Source organism: Algoriphagus sp. Y33 (assembly GCF_014838715.1).
GTDB lineage: Bacteria > Bacteroidota > Bacteroidia > Cytophagales > Cyclobacteriaceae > Algoriphagus.
Window position 1 is genome coordinate 4,469,566 of the sequence record NZ_CP061947.1, and the last position, 17,869, is coordinate 4,487,434.

Annotated in this window: 17 protein-coding genes; 4 read left to right on the forward strand and 13 right to left on the reverse strand. The window is 42.0% G+C overall.

Features of this window, described 5'->3' with window-relative positions:
- Window positions 1-78: 78 nt before the first annotated feature.
- Entirely contained in the window at window positions 79-486 is a 408-nt protein-coding gene (locus ID165_RS17995) for a hypothetical protein (RefSeq protein WP_192346652.1), read from the forward strand.
- Here ID165_RS17995 and ID165_RS18000 read toward each other — a convergent pair whose 3' ends face one another.
- On the reverse strand, window positions 487-915 hold the full coding sequence (locus ID165_RS18000; RefSeq protein WP_192346654.1) for a Dabb family protein: 429 nt from the start codon (window positions 913-915) through the stop codon (window positions 487-489).
- Between the two features lie 161 nt (window positions 916-1,076).
- On the opposite strand from ID165_RS18000, the gene ID165_RS18005 reads away from it, so the two are divergent.
- A complete protein-coding gene (locus tag ID165_RS18005; RefSeq protein ID WP_192346656.1) occupies window positions 1,077-2,252 on the forward strand; it encodes a hypothetical protein in 1,176 nt (391 codons plus the stop codon).
- Window positions 2,253-2,254: 2 nt separating this feature from the next.
- Window positions 2,255-3,253: a 2-hydroxyacid dehydrogenase gene (locus ID165_RS18010; RefSeq protein WP_192346658.1), complete on the forward strand. Its 999-nt coding sequence runs from the start codon at window positions 2,255-2,257 to the stop codon at window positions 3,251-3,253.
- A 309-nt stretch (window positions 3,254-3,562) separates the two neighbouring features.
- On the opposite strand, the gene ID165_RS18015 is transcribed toward ID165_RS18010, so the two are convergent.
- The 12 genes from ID165_RS18015 to trxA all read right to left on the reverse strand — a co-directional run bounded on the left by ID165_RS18015 (window position 3,563) and on the right by trxA (window position 14,602).
- Window positions 3,563-3,757, reverse strand: coding sequence for a cold-shock protein (locus ID165_RS18015; RefSeq protein ID WP_086501652.1), 195 nt, complete (start codon window positions 3,755-3,757; stop codon window positions 3,563-3,565).
- Window positions 3,758-3,762: 5 nt separating this feature from the next.
- Entirely contained in the window at window positions 3,763-4,044 is a 282-nt protein-coding gene (locus tag ID165_RS18020; protein ID WP_192346660.1) for a cold-shock protein, read from the reverse strand.
- Between the two features lie 10 nt (window positions 4,045-4,054).
- Complete coding sequence (locus ID165_RS18025; RefSeq protein ID WP_192346662.1) at window positions 4,055-5,263, reverse strand: DEAD/DEAH box helicase; 1,209 nt, start codon at window positions 5,261-5,263, stop codon at window positions 4,055-4,057.
- Window positions 5,264-5,270: 7 nt separating this feature from the next.
- Window positions 5,271-6,263: an acyl-CoA desaturase gene (locus ID165_RS18030; RefSeq protein ID WP_192346664.1), complete on the reverse strand. Its 993-nt coding sequence runs from the start codon at window positions 6,261-6,263 to the stop codon at window positions 5,271-5,273.
- A gap of 509 nt (window positions 6,264-6,772) precedes the next feature.
- Window positions 6,773-8,119, reverse strand: coding sequence for a hypothetical protein (locus ID165_RS18035; RefSeq protein WP_192346665.1), 1,347 nt, complete (start codon window positions 8,117-8,119; stop codon window positions 6,773-6,775).
- The gene (locus ID165_RS18040; protein WP_192346667.1) at window positions 8,116-9,162 is read right to left on the reverse strand and encodes a c-type cytochrome; all 1,047 of its coding nucleotides are present in this window, start codon (window positions 9,160-9,162) and stop codon (window positions 8,116-8,118) included. The genes ID165_RS18035 and ID165_RS18040 overlap by 4 nt, the downstream gene beginning before the upstream one ends.
- A 97-nt stretch (window positions 9,163-9,259) precedes the next feature.
- Entirely contained in the window at window positions 9,260-9,976 is a 717-nt protein-coding gene (locus ID165_RS18045; protein WP_192346669.1) for an acyl-[acyl-carrier-protein] thioesterase, read from the reverse strand.
- Window positions 9,973-11,145, reverse strand: coding sequence for an MFS transporter (locus ID165_RS18050; RefSeq protein WP_192346671.1), 1,173 nt, complete (start codon window positions 11,143-11,145; stop codon window positions 9,973-9,975). Before ID165_RS18050 ends, ID165_RS18045 begins: the two co-directional genes overlap by 4 nt.
- A 259-nt stretch (window positions 11,146-11,404) precedes the next feature.
- Complete coding sequence (locus ID165_RS18055) at window positions 11,405-11,890, reverse strand: DUF6691 family protein (RefSeq protein WP_192346674.1); 486 nt, start codon at window positions 11,888-11,890, stop codon at window positions 11,405-11,407.
- A gap of 11 nt (window positions 11,891-11,901) precedes the next feature.
- Entirely contained in the window at window positions 11,902-12,483 is a 582-nt protein-coding gene (locus ID165_RS18060; protein ID WP_192346676.1) for a YeeE/YedE family protein, read from the reverse strand.
- A gap of 294 nt (window positions 12,484-12,777) precedes the next feature.
- Window positions 12,778-14,199, reverse strand: a complete 1,422-nt coding sequence (locus tag ID165_RS18065) for a rhodanese-like domain-containing protein (RefSeq protein WP_192346678.1) — start codon at window positions 14,197-14,199, stop codon at window positions 12,778-12,780.
- Window positions 14,200-14,281: 82 nt separating this feature from the next.
- Entirely contained in the window at window positions 14,282-14,602 is a 321-nt protein-coding gene (gene trxA, locus ID165_RS18070) for a thioredoxin (protein ID WP_192346680.1), read from the reverse strand.
- 167 nt (window positions 14,603-14,769) lie between these two features.
- On the opposite strand from trxA, the gene ID165_RS18075 reads away from it, so the two are divergent.
- Window positions 14,770-17,751: a DUF2723 domain-containing protein gene (locus ID165_RS18075; RefSeq protein ID WP_192346682.1), complete on the forward strand. Its 2,982-nt coding sequence runs from the start codon at window positions 14,770-14,772 to the stop codon at window positions 17,749-17,751.
- Window positions 17,752-17,869: the final 118 nt, after the last annotated feature.

Sequence of the window (17,869 nt, forward strand, 5' to 3'; positions counted from 1 at the left end):
GCGATAAAAGATTTTTTGATGACCTTTTCAATAAAAACTCATCCCGATTTCTATCTTTAAGTCTAACTTGTTCTCATCATGAAAAAATTCGCTTGGATTGCCGGCATTGTTATAATCGGGGTTTTGGCCGGGATATTTTGGTACAAATTCTACTTCGTGTTTGGGGAAGGAGTGAAAGCAGGAAGCTTAAACTACTTCGTGAAAAAAGGCGTGATGTTCAAAACCTATGAGGGGCGGGTTGTCCAAGAAGGTTTTCAAAGCCCTACAGCAGGCGGACTTCAAAGCAACGAGTTTCGGTTCAGTGTGGTAGACAATGCTATTGCAGAACAATTGGAAAGAGCTTCAGGCAAGTTCGTAGAACTTCGCTACAAAGAATATAATGGAATGCTACCTTGGAGAGGAACCAGCAACTTCGTAGTCACAGAAGTGCTGACAGTTAATAATTCGGGCAAAACTGAAGGATCAGCTTTGCCCTTTGATCAATAATTAAGGACGGGTCCAATAATCCACCACAGTTACCTTGTCCAAGTGAGGCCCCAGAATAGCTCCAAAAGCCTTATGAGCAGGGTGAGGTAAATAGGCGTCTCTAGCTTCATCAGAATGGAATGTCAGCGTGAAGGCATGTGTCAAGCCCTGATTCAAGTTCTCAGGACTGGAATTGGTTCCCCATTCGAAACCCTCAATCCCGTCTATCTCATTCTGAAGATTTCTAAAAGCATCCACTACGGATTGAATATCTTCGGGAGAAGAGGTCTCTTTGAAGCTAAAAAAAACACTGTGTCTTAATACTGAATCGGGTTGTGATGCCATAGGACTTTCGCGAATTTCTGTAATTTCTTTTTCGATTTGTTTTTCTTCTTTTTGAGCGCAGGCAAGCGCCAATGCCAAAGGAAGAAAATAAAGTAGTTTCCTCATAGGTATTAGATTTTTTACCAATCTAGGGAGATTCGAAGAAATATTCTAAATCTCACCAAGAATGTAGGACCCCATTCCCAAAAATATTAGGACCTCGTGGTTTTATTAATATTAAAACTATATTTAACGAAAATTTAGTAGATCTACGAATTAAAAGTAAAATGAAATATCCTCTCTATCAACTCGCGGTATACCTTCTTGTTCTTGGTATTTACACTAGCTGTTCGACAAAAAAAAGCGAAAGCACTATATTGGACGAAGAAAAATTTAAACTCACCAAAATTGACTCCTTTCAGGTAGACAATTTCACCAGAATTAGTATCCTCGATTACAGTCCTGAGGAAAAAATATACTTGGGTTACGCTATCAATGAAGATGATATCTTGGAAATTTCAGAAAAAGGACAAATTCTCAAGCGGGTACATAAGAAAGGAGATGGGCCTGGAAATTATGGAAATTGGAATCCCATAGGCTTGGGTTTTGGACCTACCGAACAACGGATTGTCGAATTGCCATTTGCGGTGTTCAGCTATGACAAAAATTATGAAGTAATAAACGAGCATAGAATCATGTCTCCGCTCCCTATTCGTGCCAATGCACCTTTAGGAAGACCACCGTTTTATCAACTGGCCGACACCACATATCTCTTGGTTGGTCCAAGTAATTATCTCACAGCCACACTTCTTATCCACAATCAAGAGGGAAAAGATACTCTCCAAAATTTCTATCAACTGAATATGCAAACCGGATCAGTCAAATCAGTTATTCCTTATGAAGACAATTCGATCTACAATTCCACAGAAAACATCTATCAGGAACTAATGGGGAAATCATTCTTTGCAGATCGCGCAAGCAATGAATTTGCTGTGGTTCATAATTTGGACACTGAGATTTTGATTTACGACTTACCTGGATTGACTCTCAGTAGATCGATTCCGATTGTACATTCAGAGTTCCTTACCTATCCCCCTCTCCCGATTGGCACTTCTTTTTCGGATGAAAGAACAATAGCACTAAACAGGCTGTCTGCACGAAATCAAAAGCTCTTGAATCTTGGAGACAAAACTTATTTACTTCAATACTTCACCGGTGTATCCCAAGCAGAATATGATAGTAGAAATTCTGAAGAAGCCCCTTATATCGGTCGGTTTGATACAAATGAACAGCGCATATTGATTTTCAAAAATGGCAAGCAGATTCCCCATGAACTTTCAGGCATAGTCGGAAGCTTAATCATTTCACTTCCAGACAGCAAGATATTAGTTCAAGAGCCCGAAAATTCTGACCTTGAGGAAGAGTTTACTCGCTTTTCCATATATCAACTTCAAACCAACTAAGCATGAAAGTGGCATTTTTCAGTACCAAATCTTACGACAAGCAAAGTTTCAATGAGTTTTTACCTGACCACAACCATGAATTCACTTACTTCGAGCCAAAACTTGACAGCAACACTGCAGCGCTTGCCGAAGGACACGATGCTATTTGCTCCTTTGTAAATGATCATTTGGACGAAAGAGTTCTAACCAAACTCTCAGAAATGGGCGTAAAAAACGTTGTGCTAAGATGCGCCGGTTATAATCAAGTGGACTTAGAAAAGGCTGAGGAATTGGGCTTCAAAATATGCAGAGTGCCGGCCTATAGTCCTGAAGCAGTGGCCGAGCATGCTTTGGCACTAATCATGACTCTTGCCCGCAAAACCCACAAAGCTTATAACCGGGTTAGGGAAAATAACTATTCTCTGGAAGGCCTCACAGGATTTAACATCAACGGAAAAACAACCGGAGTAATAGGTACTGGGGCGATAGGCAAGGCCTTCTGCAAAATCATGCTTGGCATAGGGTGCGAAGTGATAGCCTATGATATCAAAGAAAATGAGGAACTTAAAGAACTGGGTGTGCGATATCTTCCTCTTGATGAATTGTTGACCCAAAGCGATATCATATCCCTTCATTGTCCTTTAAATTCTGACACCTACCATCTAATAAACAAACAAAGGTTAGCGCAGATGAAAGGAGGGGTAGTACTGATCAATACAAGCAGAGGGGCATTGATAGAATCCAAAGCGGTGATTCAGGCACTGAAAACCAAAAAAGTGGGAAATTTGGGAATCGATGTGTATGAACAGGAAGAGGATCTATTTTTCCAAAACAGGTCAGAAGAAATTCTCCAGGATGAGGATATCGCCCGACTGATGACATTTCCCAATGTCCTGATAACAGGCCACCAGGCTTTCCTAACCAAAGAAGCCCTCTCACAAATCTCAGCGACAACTTTTCGAAATCTTGAAGAATTAGAAGCTGGAGCTGAGCTGACAAACGAAGTAAAGAAGAACAAATAGGCCTAGCCCATCACGCCAAACTCAGCCTAGACACATTTGCCTTCCATCCAAGAAGCCCGATAATTAAACCCAATAGTCATGAAGTGTAACATGGGCAAACGGATATGAAAGTGTAGACTTGATCCGACTTTCGGAAGAATCGGGACAGCACACAATAGAAAAATTAATCCAGAGGAACAATAAACCTGTGGCCTCCTGTCTGAAAGATGCCGCGTCCACAGGGACTATAGACTTAAAAAAATGCCTGCAAATCATAGACTTGCAGGCATCGACCTTTTGTATTTCTTAACCGGGCAAAGCCCGTTGGAATTACTTAGCTACTTTCACGTTCACTGCGTTAACGCCTTTTTTACCTTGAACTACGTCATAAGTAACGTGATCGTTTTCACGGATTTCGTGCACTAGACCTGAGTGGTGTACAAATACATCTTCACTGTTGTCTGCTGGTGTAATAAAACCAAAACCTTTGGTTGTGTTAAAGAATTTTACTGTTCCTTCATTCATGATTACTAACTTTTTAAATTGGTGTTTCTATTAAATTTTTGATGTTGTGTATTCTGTGCTCTAGGTGAATTCTGTGGCCTAGGAGCATTTTCTTTTTTCGGTGGTTCTGGTTCTGGCGGAGTGTCTGAGATGTTACCAAACTCATCCACGTACGCAATCATATCGTCCAGATCTCCGCTTTTGGGCTGATCCTTACGAGCAGCCATTTTTTCTTGCTTTTCTCTCTTTTTTCTCTTTTTAAGTTCTGCTTTTTGCTTTTTAATGAATGTGTTTTGGTTTTTTGACATTGCGACGATTTTAATTGACAAATGTTATAGCCCTGCCGGTTTTTCCTGCACGACCTGTCCGGCCAATTCTGTGGATATAACTATCCATAGACATGGGAAGCTGGTAATTGATCACATGGGTCACATCAGCTACGTCTATACCTCTGGCTGCTACATCAGTAGCGACCAGGACTCGAGTCATCCCGGTCTTGAACTCATCTATAGTTCTGTTCCGGAAATTTTGGGACTTATTTCCATGAATCAACCCAGACTTGATGCCGGACTGATTTAATTTCTTACTCAACTTATCCGCAAGACGTTTAGTTTCAGTGAAGATAATCACCTTCTCTAAATCGTTCCCACTGAATAAATCAGCAAGTATATCAAACTTATCTTTGCCTTCCGGCACACGGATAATTTCTTGATTTACATTCTCACTGGTAGTACCACCGGTATTTACTTTTATTTCTACAGGATTATTTAGCAATCCGTCAATAAGAGCCTTTTGGCTGGGTTCCAATGTGGCGGAGAAAAGCATTGTCTGGCTTCTCTTTGTCATTGAATTTACGAGTTTTTTCACATCATGTACGAACCCCATATCAAGCATACGGTCAAATTCATCCAAAACAAGTGTGTTTACCCTGTTGAGATGCAGCAATTTACGGTTGGAAAGATCCAACAATCTGCCCGGAGTACCAACGATCACATGAAGTTTTCTACCCAACGCCTTAACGTCAGAGTTGATATTCGTCCCACCTATGAAGGTGTTGGAATACAAATTCATGCCTTTGCTAAGACTTTTAAATTCTTCTTCGATCTGCAAAGCCAGCTCACGAGTAGGCGTTACTATCAGAGCGGTAAAATTCTGGGAATCCAATTTCGCATGCTCAATAATCGGAATCAAAAAAGCTCCGGTCTTACCCGAACCTGTATTTGATATCCCGAGCAAATCTCTTCGATCCATCAAGGAAGGAATGGCTTGCTCCTGAATATTGGTCATGCTTTCATACCCTTTTGCTTCGATATTTCTCAACAAAACAGCGTTCAGATTAACGCTTGAGAATGGAGTCTCTGAACGAAATCCTTCTTGCCCGCTGGGCTGAGCCAATTTCACCAACAAGTTGGGATCTAATTTAGACTCCTTCTTTTTATTTTGGACAGGTCTTCCAGCAGGACGTGAATTTCGTCTAGGATTAGCAGCCACTACAGGCCTTGTATTACTGTTTCTATTACTATTCATGATATAATTAGGCTTTTGCCGGCTCCATTTTGGGAGAGTTACCCAGCTCATAGAGCATTTTAAAATGGTCCAGCACAGCCATCAAAAAAAGAGGTTTTGAATAATAAGGCACGTTGAATTCTTCAGCCGTGGCCTTCACAATAGGTGCTATTTCTCTATAATGCACATGGCAAATATCAGGAAACAAATGATGCTCTACTTGAAAATTCAATCCTCCCACAAACCAAAACAATGCTTTTGATTTAGGTGCAAAATTACAAGTAGTAGCCAACTGATGAAGTATTCTTTCTCCTTCCACTACACCATCCGAGTCAGCTTTGGGAAAGTTAACCTCCTCAACAATGTGTGCGATTTGGAATACCATCGTGATTACAAATCCTGTCACAAAATGCATCATTACAAACGCTAGCAAAATCATCCCCACTGAAAATGGAGCGAAGATAATCGGCAAACCCAATACAACAGAGAAATACGCAAGCTTAAGGAAAATCAATTTCACTATTCCTCTTCTGTATGCCTTCTCCCCGCCCTTGACAAGCCCTCTGTTATAATATCTAGTGAATCTGATAAAGTCTTTGGCAGTCACCCATGAAAGGGTAGAAAGTGAATAGAAGAACCAAGCATATAAATGTTGGTATTTATGTAATCCGTTTTTCTCTGCATTCGGAGAGAACCTCAAAAAAAACGGCGCATTGATATCGTCATCATGCTCATCGATATTCGTGTAGCTATGATGCAGCACATTGTGCTGAAGATGCCAAACCATAGAACTAGCCCCCACCATATCAAGGGTGTATCCTATCCAGGTGTTCACTTTTTTATTTTTGGAATAAGACCCATGAATTGCATCATGCATAACCCCCATGCCTACACCCGCCATTCCAAAAGCAGAAAGCAAATAACAAGCAAATAATTGAAGCGTGGTACTAGCTACACCCGTAATCACTAAAGTGAACGGTACAATATACAAGGAAACTAAAAGGACGGATTTAATAACCATCCCAGTATTTCCATACTTGGATTTGTTTGCGGACTTGAAATGCCCATAAACTCTCTTTCTTAATGTTTGGGAGAATTCAGATAATTCTGATTCTGAGAACCTTACTGTCTTAATACTACTGTAATTAAATTATAAATACTAATGTTTCCCGTGGGATTTTCTCTGCAGGTTTTAATTTGAAGATTGGACTTGACCAAATCTTGCGAATTAAAAAAGTAGAAAGATGAAGAATTAAAACCTTGCGAGGGGAAACTCTTGAATTTGCTACTTAAGCAGGTTGATAATCAACGCATACTTTATTTCAAGTAAAAAGGTTGCCTTGCGGGCAGCGCCTTTATATTTACAAAGGTGAGGAGAAGATTCCGAATATCCTAATTCATGCTAAACGAAACTTCCTCAAAAGTATCCATTGAACCAAGACATTATGGAGAATTTACCAAAATACTCTTACTAAAGAACCTCTAAACCTATTTTCCGTCGAAAATCAAATATGTCAGTTAACTGGATTTCTAATCCCATCTCCAATTTACAATTCCATTTACATGAATCAAACCAACCTTGTTATATTTTTGGTTGGGTTTCAAATTCTGCCCCCGAAATGCTTCTTTGTTCATGGCCAATAATTGAAAATCAAGTTTTGGTATTGACTTCGGGGAATACTTCATCCCCATGTTGATTTGCCTATATGACGGCATGTTGTATTTATTCCTCTTAGGCGTGTCCAAGGAGGGAAGCCAATGAAATCCAAAATGGGCAAATGCTCTCAGGTTGGTATTCGGAAAAGTATATTCAGCAAAAGCAGTAAATGCATCCAAAGCACTATTCCCTTCATTTCTTTCTCTTGGGATAAAGGTATACCAAGCATCCTTCCCCCACTCTCTTGGGCTTAGCCAAACACCGTTTCCCCCCAATTTAGTATAAGCTAAATAAAGATTCCAGACCGACTTATTGTATCCAAATCTCGTGGATACGATCCAATTCCTGTCTTTTGGATTCTTGTATCTGAAAAGAGGATCTTCATTCCCTCCATTCCCCAATCCAGACTGAAATCCTGTCTGAATCCCCCAGAACCATACAATCCCAGATCGTTCTTTTTCCCAACGTCTCTCAGCTTTTGCCCATAGTGTATTTGAAATATTCTGTACCAAGGTAGTGGAAAGACTCCAGCTCGTACCTACACCTCCTTTCGTAACTTCAGCAATCCCAATCCAATCACTATGGGTATTCCCGGCATATAATGAAGTGCCTCCTGTTAAATTTCGACCAACAGGAAAAACACCAATGCTTTCGCCAACAGAAAGCCATTCACCTGTTCCACGCACGCTCACCCTTCCAACTCCCCAAACAGAGAACTTCACCTCGTCATATACGGTAAGCCATGCTTTTATTCCTTCTATTCCTGTAGGAGAAAGTCTGCCATCTTGAGCATTCATCCAATCTTCATTTATGTGCATTCTCCCCGCAGAAATCCCCCAATTGGCTCTCGAATAAGTTACTGATAAATTTTCCAGCTTGCCGAAAATCCTGTCGCCCTCATTTAAAAGATCAAATAGCCCAACTTCATATCTATTTCTACCGCCACTCTTGGGGTCAGACGCAGTCAGATCACTACTCCAAAGATTTGCATAAACTCTGTAACCAACCCGAAACTCCCAGTGCTTTATATAGTTGAGTTTTGCTCCCAGATTCAAACTTGTACCCAAAGCATAGTCACTCTTGTAGGCATCCCAATAATTCGTATTCATCCAGAACACTCGGTAATGAACATCCGGAGAAATTTGAAGTTTTCCTTCAGGTTGCTGCGCAAGTACCGCAAAAGGGATTAAAAAAATAAGTCCAATTACAGATCTTATCATTTGAGTGTAGCTGCTTTAATTGCCTGAAAAGGACCAAATTTGTGCTGTTCTTCAGAAAATCCATCGGAATATGGCCCAAAAGGATGATCCATTGGCTTTTTTGATATGTCGGGCCAATCCTCCGGAAAATCCCGCTTCGGTCTATCCATACTATTGACATAGGCAGCCACGTCCCAAGCTTCCTCATCTGTGAGGACGGGTCTTTCGTAGGTCGCACCAAAAGGCATATTGGCTTTCACATAACCTGCAAATCGCGACATACGAAACAATCCAGCTCCCTGATTATAGCTATGCTCACCCCAAAGAGGCGGGTATATATAGCCGCTTTCATCTACTTTCATCACTCCCTGCCCATCACTCATATGACAAACCATACACTGCCTTTCATAAATAGTTCTCCCTAAAACCGGATCAGCTGCTCTATCAAGTAAGGGCACTTCGTAAATTCCGGAACCTTTCGGCTTTTCTCCTTTCGGCACATTCTGACCAAGCCAATCCATATAGGCTACGACGGCTTTCATTTCTTTGCTCTCATTTGCCAGAGCCTCTCCGTTCAAGCTACGCTGAAAACAGTCATTGATCCTCATCTGGATATCTTCTGATTTGCCCGATCTTCCCCGCACCTTGGGATATGTGCTGCTCACCGCAGAATAATTGTTTCCGAACGGAACTGTTCCGGCATCCAAGTGGCAGTTTTGACAGTTCAGCCCGTTCGAAATCCTCATCACTTTACCCTGCGGCCCGAGGTATTCAGCTGTATTCGCTATAAGCTCACGTCCATAATTTATCTCATCGGCATTTGCCTCTTTAGCCACCAAATCCCAGTCAGGAACAGTCCACATCCCTGTAGGATCCATCAAAGCAATTGATTTTGGTTCATTAAGCTGAATAGGAGCATAGGCTAATTTCTCCTGAGAAAACTTCCACCCATCAGAATCAATGTACAATATCACTCCCACCAGACCAACAAGAACGCTTACTGTCACCAAAAGCCCGATGATAAGGGCGAATAGATCTAAGAGGGATTTTGGTATCTGGTTCATAAGTACAGGATTAAGCTACAAAAATGATCGAAATCCCCACTTAAAAACGTGATCAAGATCACCTTGCCAAAAAAAAATGCGCCCTATGCCGGACTTCTTATTTGGCTTCTGCCAAAAAAACCTGCTTACCCTCTACTTTGCCCTCTACTATAAAATGACCGGCATGCTTATACAGCTGAATGTCCAGCTCATCTCCCAGCACACATTCCGCTAGGTAATTGATCAAAAACGGTAAGGTATGGCAACCACTTTCCCGAAGAATATTTTCGACCCAACGTACATAACTGGTATTGTTCACATGGTTGTTCAGATCAAGATCCGAGTACCTTACCTTGAGCTTTTCACTTTTCACTAGCTTCCCCCGAGGAATTATCTTTTTAGGGTTCCACTCTGGTTTTTCATTAGGATCGAACAATTCTGGGGGCAGTGCATTTTCAGGTCTTAATATTCTTTTGCGCTGCACATTCATCAAAACCCAAGAGCTCATCCCTCTGGCAAGAGGATCTCCTTCGGGATTGGTCACCAGAAACTCACGGAAAGCGAAAAGCTTATCCACTCCTCTTCCGGCAGTATAAACCAAAATCGAATCTCCCCATGAAGGCAGATTCTTGCAAGTGATTTCCATACGGGCCAGAATCCAAGATAAATTCTGCTCTTGTAGATTTCTGCCAAAATCGGCGGAATCAGCATGCCGCCACGCTATTTCCTGAAACAAATTAGACAATGCCGTCAAGCTCAGCTTCCCATCGGGATCTACCTGGTAAGAACGGATCTCAAAACCCTTTTGAAACTGAAAAACAAGTTCTGAACTCATTTAGCACGGTTAGGTGATTGCTTAATTGGAATAAGAAATACAGCTTTTCTTACGCTTGACAATAGGGTAATTCCCAGTCCCGCAATGGCGATTAGCGCAAAAGAGAATTTTAAATTAAATAATTCTGCAATAAATCCAATCAAAGGGGGGCCAAGTAAAAATCCAAAGAATGAAATGGTAGAAACCAAGGCCAGAGCCACACTGGGAGTATACAATTTAGACCGTCCTGCTATACTGTAAGAGAGCGGAATAATGGAAGCTACACCAAGTCCTACCAATAGAAAACCTGCTGTTGATACTGCCACAGTGGGGAATAATACGGCTAAACTCAATCCTGAGAAAATCAAAACGCCGCTTACCTGAATCACCGCAACTTTGGTAAATCTCGCAGCTATCTTATCCGTAATAAATCTCCCTGAAGCCATGGCTCCCATGAAGGCAACATAACCGAGAGCGATTAAAGACGGGTCTGATTGGACGACTTTTTTGAAATAAACACCACTCCAATCAAACATACAGCCTTCAGCCATCATACCTAGAAAAGCGATCAGGCTAATCCGAAGCAAAAGCGCATCAGGCTTCTTCATCACCAATCCTCCACCTTCAGTAAGTACTTTTTCCTTGAAAATGTATTTTTGGGCAGAAAGTATGATAATAATAGAAACCAGCATCACTACCGCATAATGCAGCGCGGGAGAAGCACCTAGAAATATCATCAATGCCCCCAATCCTGCTCCTGAAAACCCCGCCAAACTCCAGAGTCCATGGAAAGAAGCTAAAATGCTTTTCCCCATCTGATCCTCCAAATCAAGTGCCTGCGTATTAAGTGAGATATTCATTACATTCCCGAGCATTCCGTACAGAATAAGCACGGGAATAAGCAGCCAGGTCGTTGGTGCCAATCCAATCAACGGAAGCGTGGTTGCATAAGCAAAGCTACCCAACATAATCACTTTACGGCTACCGTACTGGTGTACTGCCCAGCCTGCTATGGGCAAGCCAATGACCGATCCCATTGGCAGAAACAACAACAAAGTTCCTAATTGCCCTTCTGAGAGATCAAACTTGGCTTGAATATCGGGAATCCTTGCTGCCCAAGAAGCAAAGCAAAGTCCTACAAAAAAGAAAAAAGCCCCTAGGGCAAATCGTCTTTTGGAAAGTATATTCATGAAATAGCTAGATTTAAGAGGCTCACAAAAGTACAGAACATTCCCTCAAAATCATGCGGGCTCTACAACATTGCTTCTGAAAACTAGTTACCTTAGTCCAACTCATCTTATCCAAGCAACATGGAACTGGTCATAGCAGGAGCCGTAATCGTTACCGCAATTTTTATCGTGCGCTTTATTATCAAAAAAGTTTTTGACTAAAAAAACCACTTCCTTCTCAGAAAGTGGCTTTCACCAATCAATTTTCAAATTCTTCCCTTCAATTCGGGAGTCTATCTGAGAACTTACCATAGACCCAAGTTCCGGCAATAGCTGAAAGTAAAGTCACAATTACAACCGTAAAGCCACTCCCAATCTGTGCGAAAAGCGGTCCGGGGCAAGCCCCTGTAATTGCCCAACCCAGACCGAAGATAAATCCCCCAATGATCTGCCCCTTTCGAAATTCCTTTTTAGGAATTTTAATTTCCTCTCCTGCTATGGATTTGATCCGGAATCGCTTGATCAATTGGATGGAGATAATCCCGGTCACTATCGCTGAACCGATTACCCCATACATATGAAATGAATCCAATCGAAACATTTCCTGGATTCTAAACCAGGAGATAATTTCAGCTTTCACAAAAACAATCCCAAACAAAATCCCGAGAATCAAATACTTCATCAAAGCCCATCCCTGCTCCCCTGTCTCCTGAGAATTGGGTGCGTCACAAATTACTTCAGGTATAGTTCTTTCTACTTTTTCCATTTTCTTAGGGATTAAAATCCTACCAACTTCATTAAAGGAGCCAAGAACACCTGAGTCATCAGAAAGCCACCAACCATAAAGAAAGTTGTAGCGACCAAGGATGGCCATTGCAGGGAACTGATACCCATAATCGCATGTCCCGAAGTACAACCTCCTGCATAACGAGTTCCAAAGCCAACCAGAAACCCTCCTAAAACAAAGAATATTAATCCCTTGGCAGTGAACAGATTTTCCCAAGAGAAAATATCCGAGGGCATCAAGCCGGAAAAGTCCGTTATTCCCAAAGCAGCCAAATCAGCTTGTGTCTGCGTGGCAATGACTATCTCCCCGGGATTTGACATAAATTCGGTCGCGATAAAACCTCCGATTAAAACTCCAGATACAAATACCAGATTCCAAGTCTCTTTTCGCCAGTTGTATTGAAAAAAGGGAATTTTCGCCGGAATACACATCGCACAGACATGTCGGAGAGAAGATGAAATCCCAAAACTCTTGTTTCCCAAAATCAGCAACGCGGGAACGGTAAAGCCGATCAGTGGACCGGCCACATACCACGGCCATGGCTGGGATATCCAGTCAATAAGATGATTCATAAGTATTGTATTTGGGTGATTTTCCCAGTTAGTGATTTAAATAGAGGATAGAAACCTAATTTTCCTTGCTTGATCAGCTCGAAGACCGAAGACAGGTGACCAAAGCATCTCAATTCAAGAGTTGTGCTTATTCTGTGATGCTTTTGCGCTTTATAAAAGCGGAAATCCAATGCTAGATAATCAGAGCAAGTGGCCTGTGAACAAAGACCACCGCTCTAAAATCTTTGCTCTACCATCTAGTTTCTTGGGTCTTGTATCTAGGCATCTAAAACCTTGATACTAGCTACCTGATACTCATAATAATGTAGTGGGACATACGAATTCAGAAATCTCAAATTCCCCTGACTCTTTCAGGTCTTTGAAGCCTCCTTTGACATCGATCAGATTGTCATAGCCTCTGGCTCTCAGAATAGAATTGAAGACCATGGAGCGGTAGCCACCTGCACAGTGCACGTAGTAGGTTTTATCCTTATCTATTTTCAGCATGCTTTCATTGATGTAATCAAGCGGTGCGTTTTCAGCATTCAATACATGTTCAGACTGGTATTCGGACTCCTTCCTCACATCCAGAATATTCACCGAATTATTTTCTTTCTTAATCTTCGCAAGTTCTCCGGCAGAAATTGAAGTGATCTGATCGATCTCCTCTCCTGATTTTTCCCATGCTTCAAATCCACCTTTCAAATAGCCAATAGCATAATCATACCCTACCCTGGCTAGTCTGGTAACCACTTCCTCTTCCCTTCCCTCATCTGCTACTAGAAGAATCGGCTGCTTCAAGTCTGGGATCATCGCTCCTACCCAAACAGCAAAGCTTCCGTCAATTCCAATATTAATAGAGTTTGGTACAAATCCTTTGGCAAAAACCTGCGGTGCTCTGGTATCCAAGATCAAAGCCCCTGTTTCATTGGCTGCTGCCTCAAATTCCTTAGGTATAAGTGGCTTCACGCCCCTTTCCAACACAGTGTCAATGCTGTCATATCCTTCGATATTCATCATGACATTCTGCGGAAAATAAGCAGGCGGTGGAGTTAATCCTGTGATCAGCTTCTTGGTAAATTCTTCTTTGGTCATCTCCTGAAGGGCATAATTAGTTTTCTTCTGATTTCCCAATGTATCGGAGGTCTCTTTACTCATATTCTTGCCGCAGGCTGATCCGGCACCGTGAGCAGGATAGACAATCAGCTCATCCGGCAAAGGCATGATTTTATTGCGAAGCGAATCATACAAATGCCCCGCTAACTTATCTTGAGTTAACTCTGCCACTACTTTCTGTGCCAAATCAGGTCTTCCCACATCTCCGATAAACAAGGTATCTCCTGTAAAGATTGCTTCAGCTTTTCCCTCTTCATTGAAAAGCAAATAACAGGAGCTTTCCATCGTATGCCCCGGAGTGTGAAGTACTTTTACTTTGGCCTTACCAATCTTGAATTCCTGTCCATCCTCAGCCACAATAGCATCAAACCCCATCTTCATAGTCGTAGGGCCGTACACAATCGAAGCGCCTGTCTTTGCGGACAAGTCTTGATGACCAGAGACAAAGTCCGCATGAAAATGCGTTTCGAACACGTACTTGATTTTTGCATTTCTCCGCTCTGCTTTCTCAATGTAAGGCTGGACCTCCCTAAGCGGATCAATGACCGCTGCCTCTCCCTCTGATTCAATGTAATAGGCTCCCTGAGCTAGGCATCCTGTGTATATTTGTTCGATTTTCATATGTATGTTATTTTTTATTCTAAAGGATACTCAAAAGTAGAACATTAGCCTTTGGAGTAGAATGACTTTTGTCACATAGCACTCAAACAGGTTCTTTGATATGGCTAGCGAGTATTTTCACTAATTGATGAGTCGGAACTACGCCAGACTCTCTCCAGAGAATTTTACCTTTCCGGAAAAGAATCAAAGTGGGAACACCACGCACTTGAAATTTGCCGGCGGCCAATTGATTTTTATCCACGTCGACTTTTAGGATCTTCACTTTATCCCCTAGCTGTTTGGCGGTATCTTCCAGAATTGGCTGCATCATTTTACACGGGCCGCACCAAGTGGCAAAGAAATCCACCAAAACCGCTTGGTCCCCATCTATCAATTCTTGGAATGTTTTAGTTTTTGCAGGCATGATTTCTGATTTTTTGACACAACAAAAGTAGAAGCAAAATCAGTTCAACACGGTAATTTTTATCACACTACAGGAACCAGCGGGTAGGTTGATGTTTTAAAATACCTAAAATCGCCCTAATTGGCATTTATTTTTTTTATTTTCGCCAGTCAAATTCCACTTATTAAATGCTCAATTATAAGCAAATCAACAATCTGACCGGTTGGGTCGTTTTTGCAGTAGCTACACTAGTTTACATTCTTTCTGTCGAACAAACTGCTAGTTTCTGGGATCCGGGAGAGTTTATAGCCGTAGCATATAAGCTACAAGTACCCCACCCTCCCGGAGCACCATTCTTTCTGCTGGTCTATCGCATGTTCAGTTTCTTCGCTTTTGGAGATCCTTTGCAAGTGGCCTATTGGATGAATATTGGAAGTGCATTCTTCTCAGGCTTCACAATCCTATTCCTTTTTTGGTCGATCACCTTATTTGGGAAAAAACTTTTCAACGTAATAGAAGCTCAGGAAAGCAAAGGAGAAACCATCACCTTGATGGGCGCCGGAATTGTAGGCTCGTTGGTTTACACATTCTCCGACAGTTTCTGGTTCTCGGCTGTAGAGTCGGAAGTTTATGCCATGTCTTCCTTTTTCACGGCGATTGTGATTTGGGCATTCTTGAAGTGGGATGTGATCAAGGATCCACGTGAAGAAAATAAATGGATGATCTTCATCGCCTATTTGGTTGGGCTTTCTATCGGCGTTCACTTGTTGAACTTGGTGACTTTACCAGCTTTGGCATTGATCTATTATTTCAAAAAATACGACAAGCCAAATTTCAAAGGAGCTCTTTTTGCCATGTTCCTAGGTGGAGTAGCACTGATCATCATCAACAATTTTATCATCCCCGGACTTCCCAGCTTGGCAGGATCCATGGAGATTTTCTTTGTCAACAGCATAGGCTTACCATTTGGCTCAGGGATCGTGGTATTCATGATCTTGTTTTTTGCCGCCGTATTCTATGCGTATAAATATTCCCGAAAAAAGGGAAATGCAATTCTAAACACCGCATTGCTTTCTTTCATCTTTATCCTTATTGGATACTCAAGCTATGCACTGATAGTAGTGCGTGCCAATCAGGATCCTATCATCAACGAAAATGCACCAAAGGATATTATCAGCTACGTGTCCTATCTAAAGCGGGAGCAATATGGCTATAGACCATTGATGCATGGGCAGTATTTCACCGCACAATTGGTGTCTCAAGAAGAGGGAGCTCCTGTCTATATGAAAGGCAAGGACAAGTACGAGATTGTGGACTATTCTTTGGTAAACACCTACGATCCCACCAAAACGACTATTCTGCCAAGAATTTATTCTACCCAAGAAAGTCACAAGAGGCTTTACCGTCAAAAACTGGGACTGCGAGAAGGGCAGGATCCCTCCTTTGGTGACAACATCTATTTTATGTTTTCACATCAGTTGGGGCACATGTACTGGCGTTACTTTATGTGGAATTTCTCCGGCCGGGAATCCGATTTTAGTGATGCGCCATGGACAGGCATCACGGATGCGTTCAAAGACTATCCTGATTACATCACCGAGAACAAAGGTCACAATAATTACCTCATGCTCCCGCTATTGCTGGGAATAATCGGACTGTTCTTTCAGGCCAAAGTTGATCCAAAATCTTTCTACGTGAACCTTATGCTATTCCTAATGATGGGTGTAGTGCTGGTACTTTATCTGAATTCCCCCCCGGTAGAGCCACGGGAGAGAGATTACATCTATGTTGGTAGTTTCTATGCATTTGCGATCTGGGTCGGCATCGGTGTGATGGCAATCGCCCATATGATAGGCAGAGCTACCAAAAATCTTGCTGCAGCCGGGATTATTGCAACGCTACTTACGCTTCCTGTTGCAGGGCTGATGGCTGGACAAAACTGGAATGACCATAACAGAAAAGGAAGATATTTCTCAGTGGATTCTGCCAGAAATTTCCTAGCCTCCTGCGCACCAAATGCCATCTTGTTCACGGGTGGAGATAATGATACTTTCCCGCTTTGGTATGTACAGGAAGTGGAAAACTTCCGTACGGACGTCAGAGTGATTGTCTTGAGTTACTTTGACACGGATTGGTATGTGAATCAAATGACCAGACCTGTCAATGAATCAGAAGCTTTGCCATTCAGCCTAGACGCAAATCGCTATCAAAAAGGGACAAACGATGTGCTCTATGTAATGGAAAGAGAAGGCATGAATGCAATCTCCGTGAAGGAATATCTGAAACTGCTGAACTCAGGATCTGATCTTCTGAAAATGGAAACCGGCGGTAAGTCAGTTGCCAACATGGTTCCTTCCAGAAACTTGATATTGGAAGTTGACAGCTCCGCCGTTGCCAATAAAGATATCATTCCTGAAGAATTCGCTCCACTTTTTGCTCCACAAATGAACCTTCAGGTGAAAGGGAATTATGTCACCAAAGGAACTTTAATGCTGATTGATTTGATCGCTTCCAATAATTGGGACAGACCGATTTACTTCAATAATACCTCTCTTGCGACCATTGGAATCAACATACAGGATCATGTAGTAATGGAAGGTTTAACTTACCGGCTGCTTCCTGTAAGAAGGCCTGACTATGTTCGGGAAGAGCTTGTAAATGCTGATTTGGCGTATGAAAACTACATGACCAAATTTGCTTTCCGCGGCATGGATAATCCTGATGCCTATTTGGACGAGGAATACAGAAGATTTGCCTCAAATCACCGTAGTGCACTGAATAGCATCGTGATAGCTTTGCTAGATGAAGGTGATCTTGAAAAAGCATCCACACTTCTCAACTACGGATTGGAGGTAATGCCAAATGAGGCAATCCCTTACGATCTCTCCAGCGGGCAATCGGTTCCATTGTTCTTTGAAGTTGGTGAAGACGAAAAAGCGTTGGATATCATCGACAAAGTCTCTAAGAAATCATTGGATATGATTGAGTTTTACACCAGAGAAAACAGAGATTACGACAGAGAGATGATGATATCTATTGAGATGATCCGTTATTTCATTCCGTTGTTGGAAGAAAGGGGATATCAGGAAAAAGCCCAGGAGCTGAAGCTTAGGATGGAGCAATTCCTCGGACCACAGCAAAGTGGCGGCGGCGCATTGGATAGAAGATAAAAACAACGTGTTCTTAGTAAAAGGGATCCGGATTAATTCGGATCCCTTTTTCATTTCTTTATTAAGGTTTATCGAAAATCAATCCAGAGAGCTTAACCTAAAACAAGAATTATAACCA

Bases quoted from the DNA above. Each gene is read 5' to 3' on its own strand.
- ID165_RS17995 (WP_192346652.1), top strand. From the start codon at position 79: ATGAAAAAATTCGCTTGGATTGCCGGCATTGTTATAATCGGGGTTTTG.
- ID165_RS18000 (WP_192346654.1), bottom strand. From the start codon at position 915: ATGAGGAAACTACTTTATTTTCTTCCTTTGGCATTGGCGCTTGCCTGC.
- ID165_RS18005 (WP_192346656.1), top strand. From the start codon at position 1,077: ATGAAATATCCTCTCTATCAACTCGCGGTATACCTTCTTGTTCTTGGT.
- ID165_RS18010 (WP_192346658.1), top strand. From the start codon at position 2,255: ATGAAAGTGGCATTTTTCAGTACCAAATCTTACGACAAGCAAAGTTTC.
- ID165_RS18015 (WP_086501652.1), bottom strand. From the start codon at position 3,757: ATGAATGAAGGAACAGTAAAATTCTTTAACACAACCAAAGGTTTTGGT.
- ID165_RS18020 (WP_192346660.1), bottom strand. From the start codon at position 4,044: ATGTCAAAAAACCAAAACACATTCATTAAAAAGCAAAAAGCAGAACTT.
- ID165_RS18025 (WP_192346662.1), bottom strand. From the start codon at position 5,263: ATGAATAGTAATAGAAACAGTAATACAAGGCCTGTAGTGGCTGCTAAT.
- ID165_RS18030 (WP_192346664.1), bottom strand. From the start codon at position 6,263: ATGGTTATTAAATCCGTCCTTTTAGTTTCCTTGTATATTGTACCGTTC.
- ID165_RS18035 (WP_192346665.1), bottom strand. From the start codon at position 8,119: ATGATAAGATCTGTAATTGGACTTATTTTTTTAATCCCTTTTGCGGTA.
- ID165_RS18040 (WP_192346667.1), bottom strand. From the start codon at position 9,162: ATGAACCAGATACCAAAATCCCTCTTAGATCTATTCGCCCTTATCATC.
- ID165_RS18045 (WP_192346669.1), bottom strand. From the start codon at position 9,976: ATGAGTTCAGAACTTGTTTTTCAGTTTCAAAAGGGTTTTGAGATCCGT.
- ID165_RS18050 (WP_192346671.1), bottom strand. From the start codon at position 11,145: ATGAATATACTTTCCAAAAGACGATTTGCCCTAGGGGCTTTTTTCTTT.
- ID165_RS18055 (WP_192346674.1), bottom strand. From the start codon at position 11,890: ATGGAAAAAGTAGAAAGAACTATACCTGAAGTAATTTGTGACGCACCC.
- ID165_RS18060 (WP_192346676.1), bottom strand. From the start codon at position 12,483: ATGAATCATCTTATTGACTGGATATCCCAGCCATGGCCGTGGTATGTG.
- ID165_RS18065 (WP_192346678.1), bottom strand. From the start codon at position 14,199: ATGAAAATCGAACAAATATACACAGGATGCCTAGCTCAGGGAGCCTAT.
- trxA (WP_192346680.1), bottom strand. From the start codon at position 14,602: ATGCCTGCAAAAACTAAAACATTCCAAGAATTGATAGATGGGGACCAA.
- ID165_RS18075 (WP_192346682.1), top strand. From the start codon at position 14,770: ATGCTCAATTATAAGCAAATCAACAATCTGACCGGTTGGGTCGTTTTT.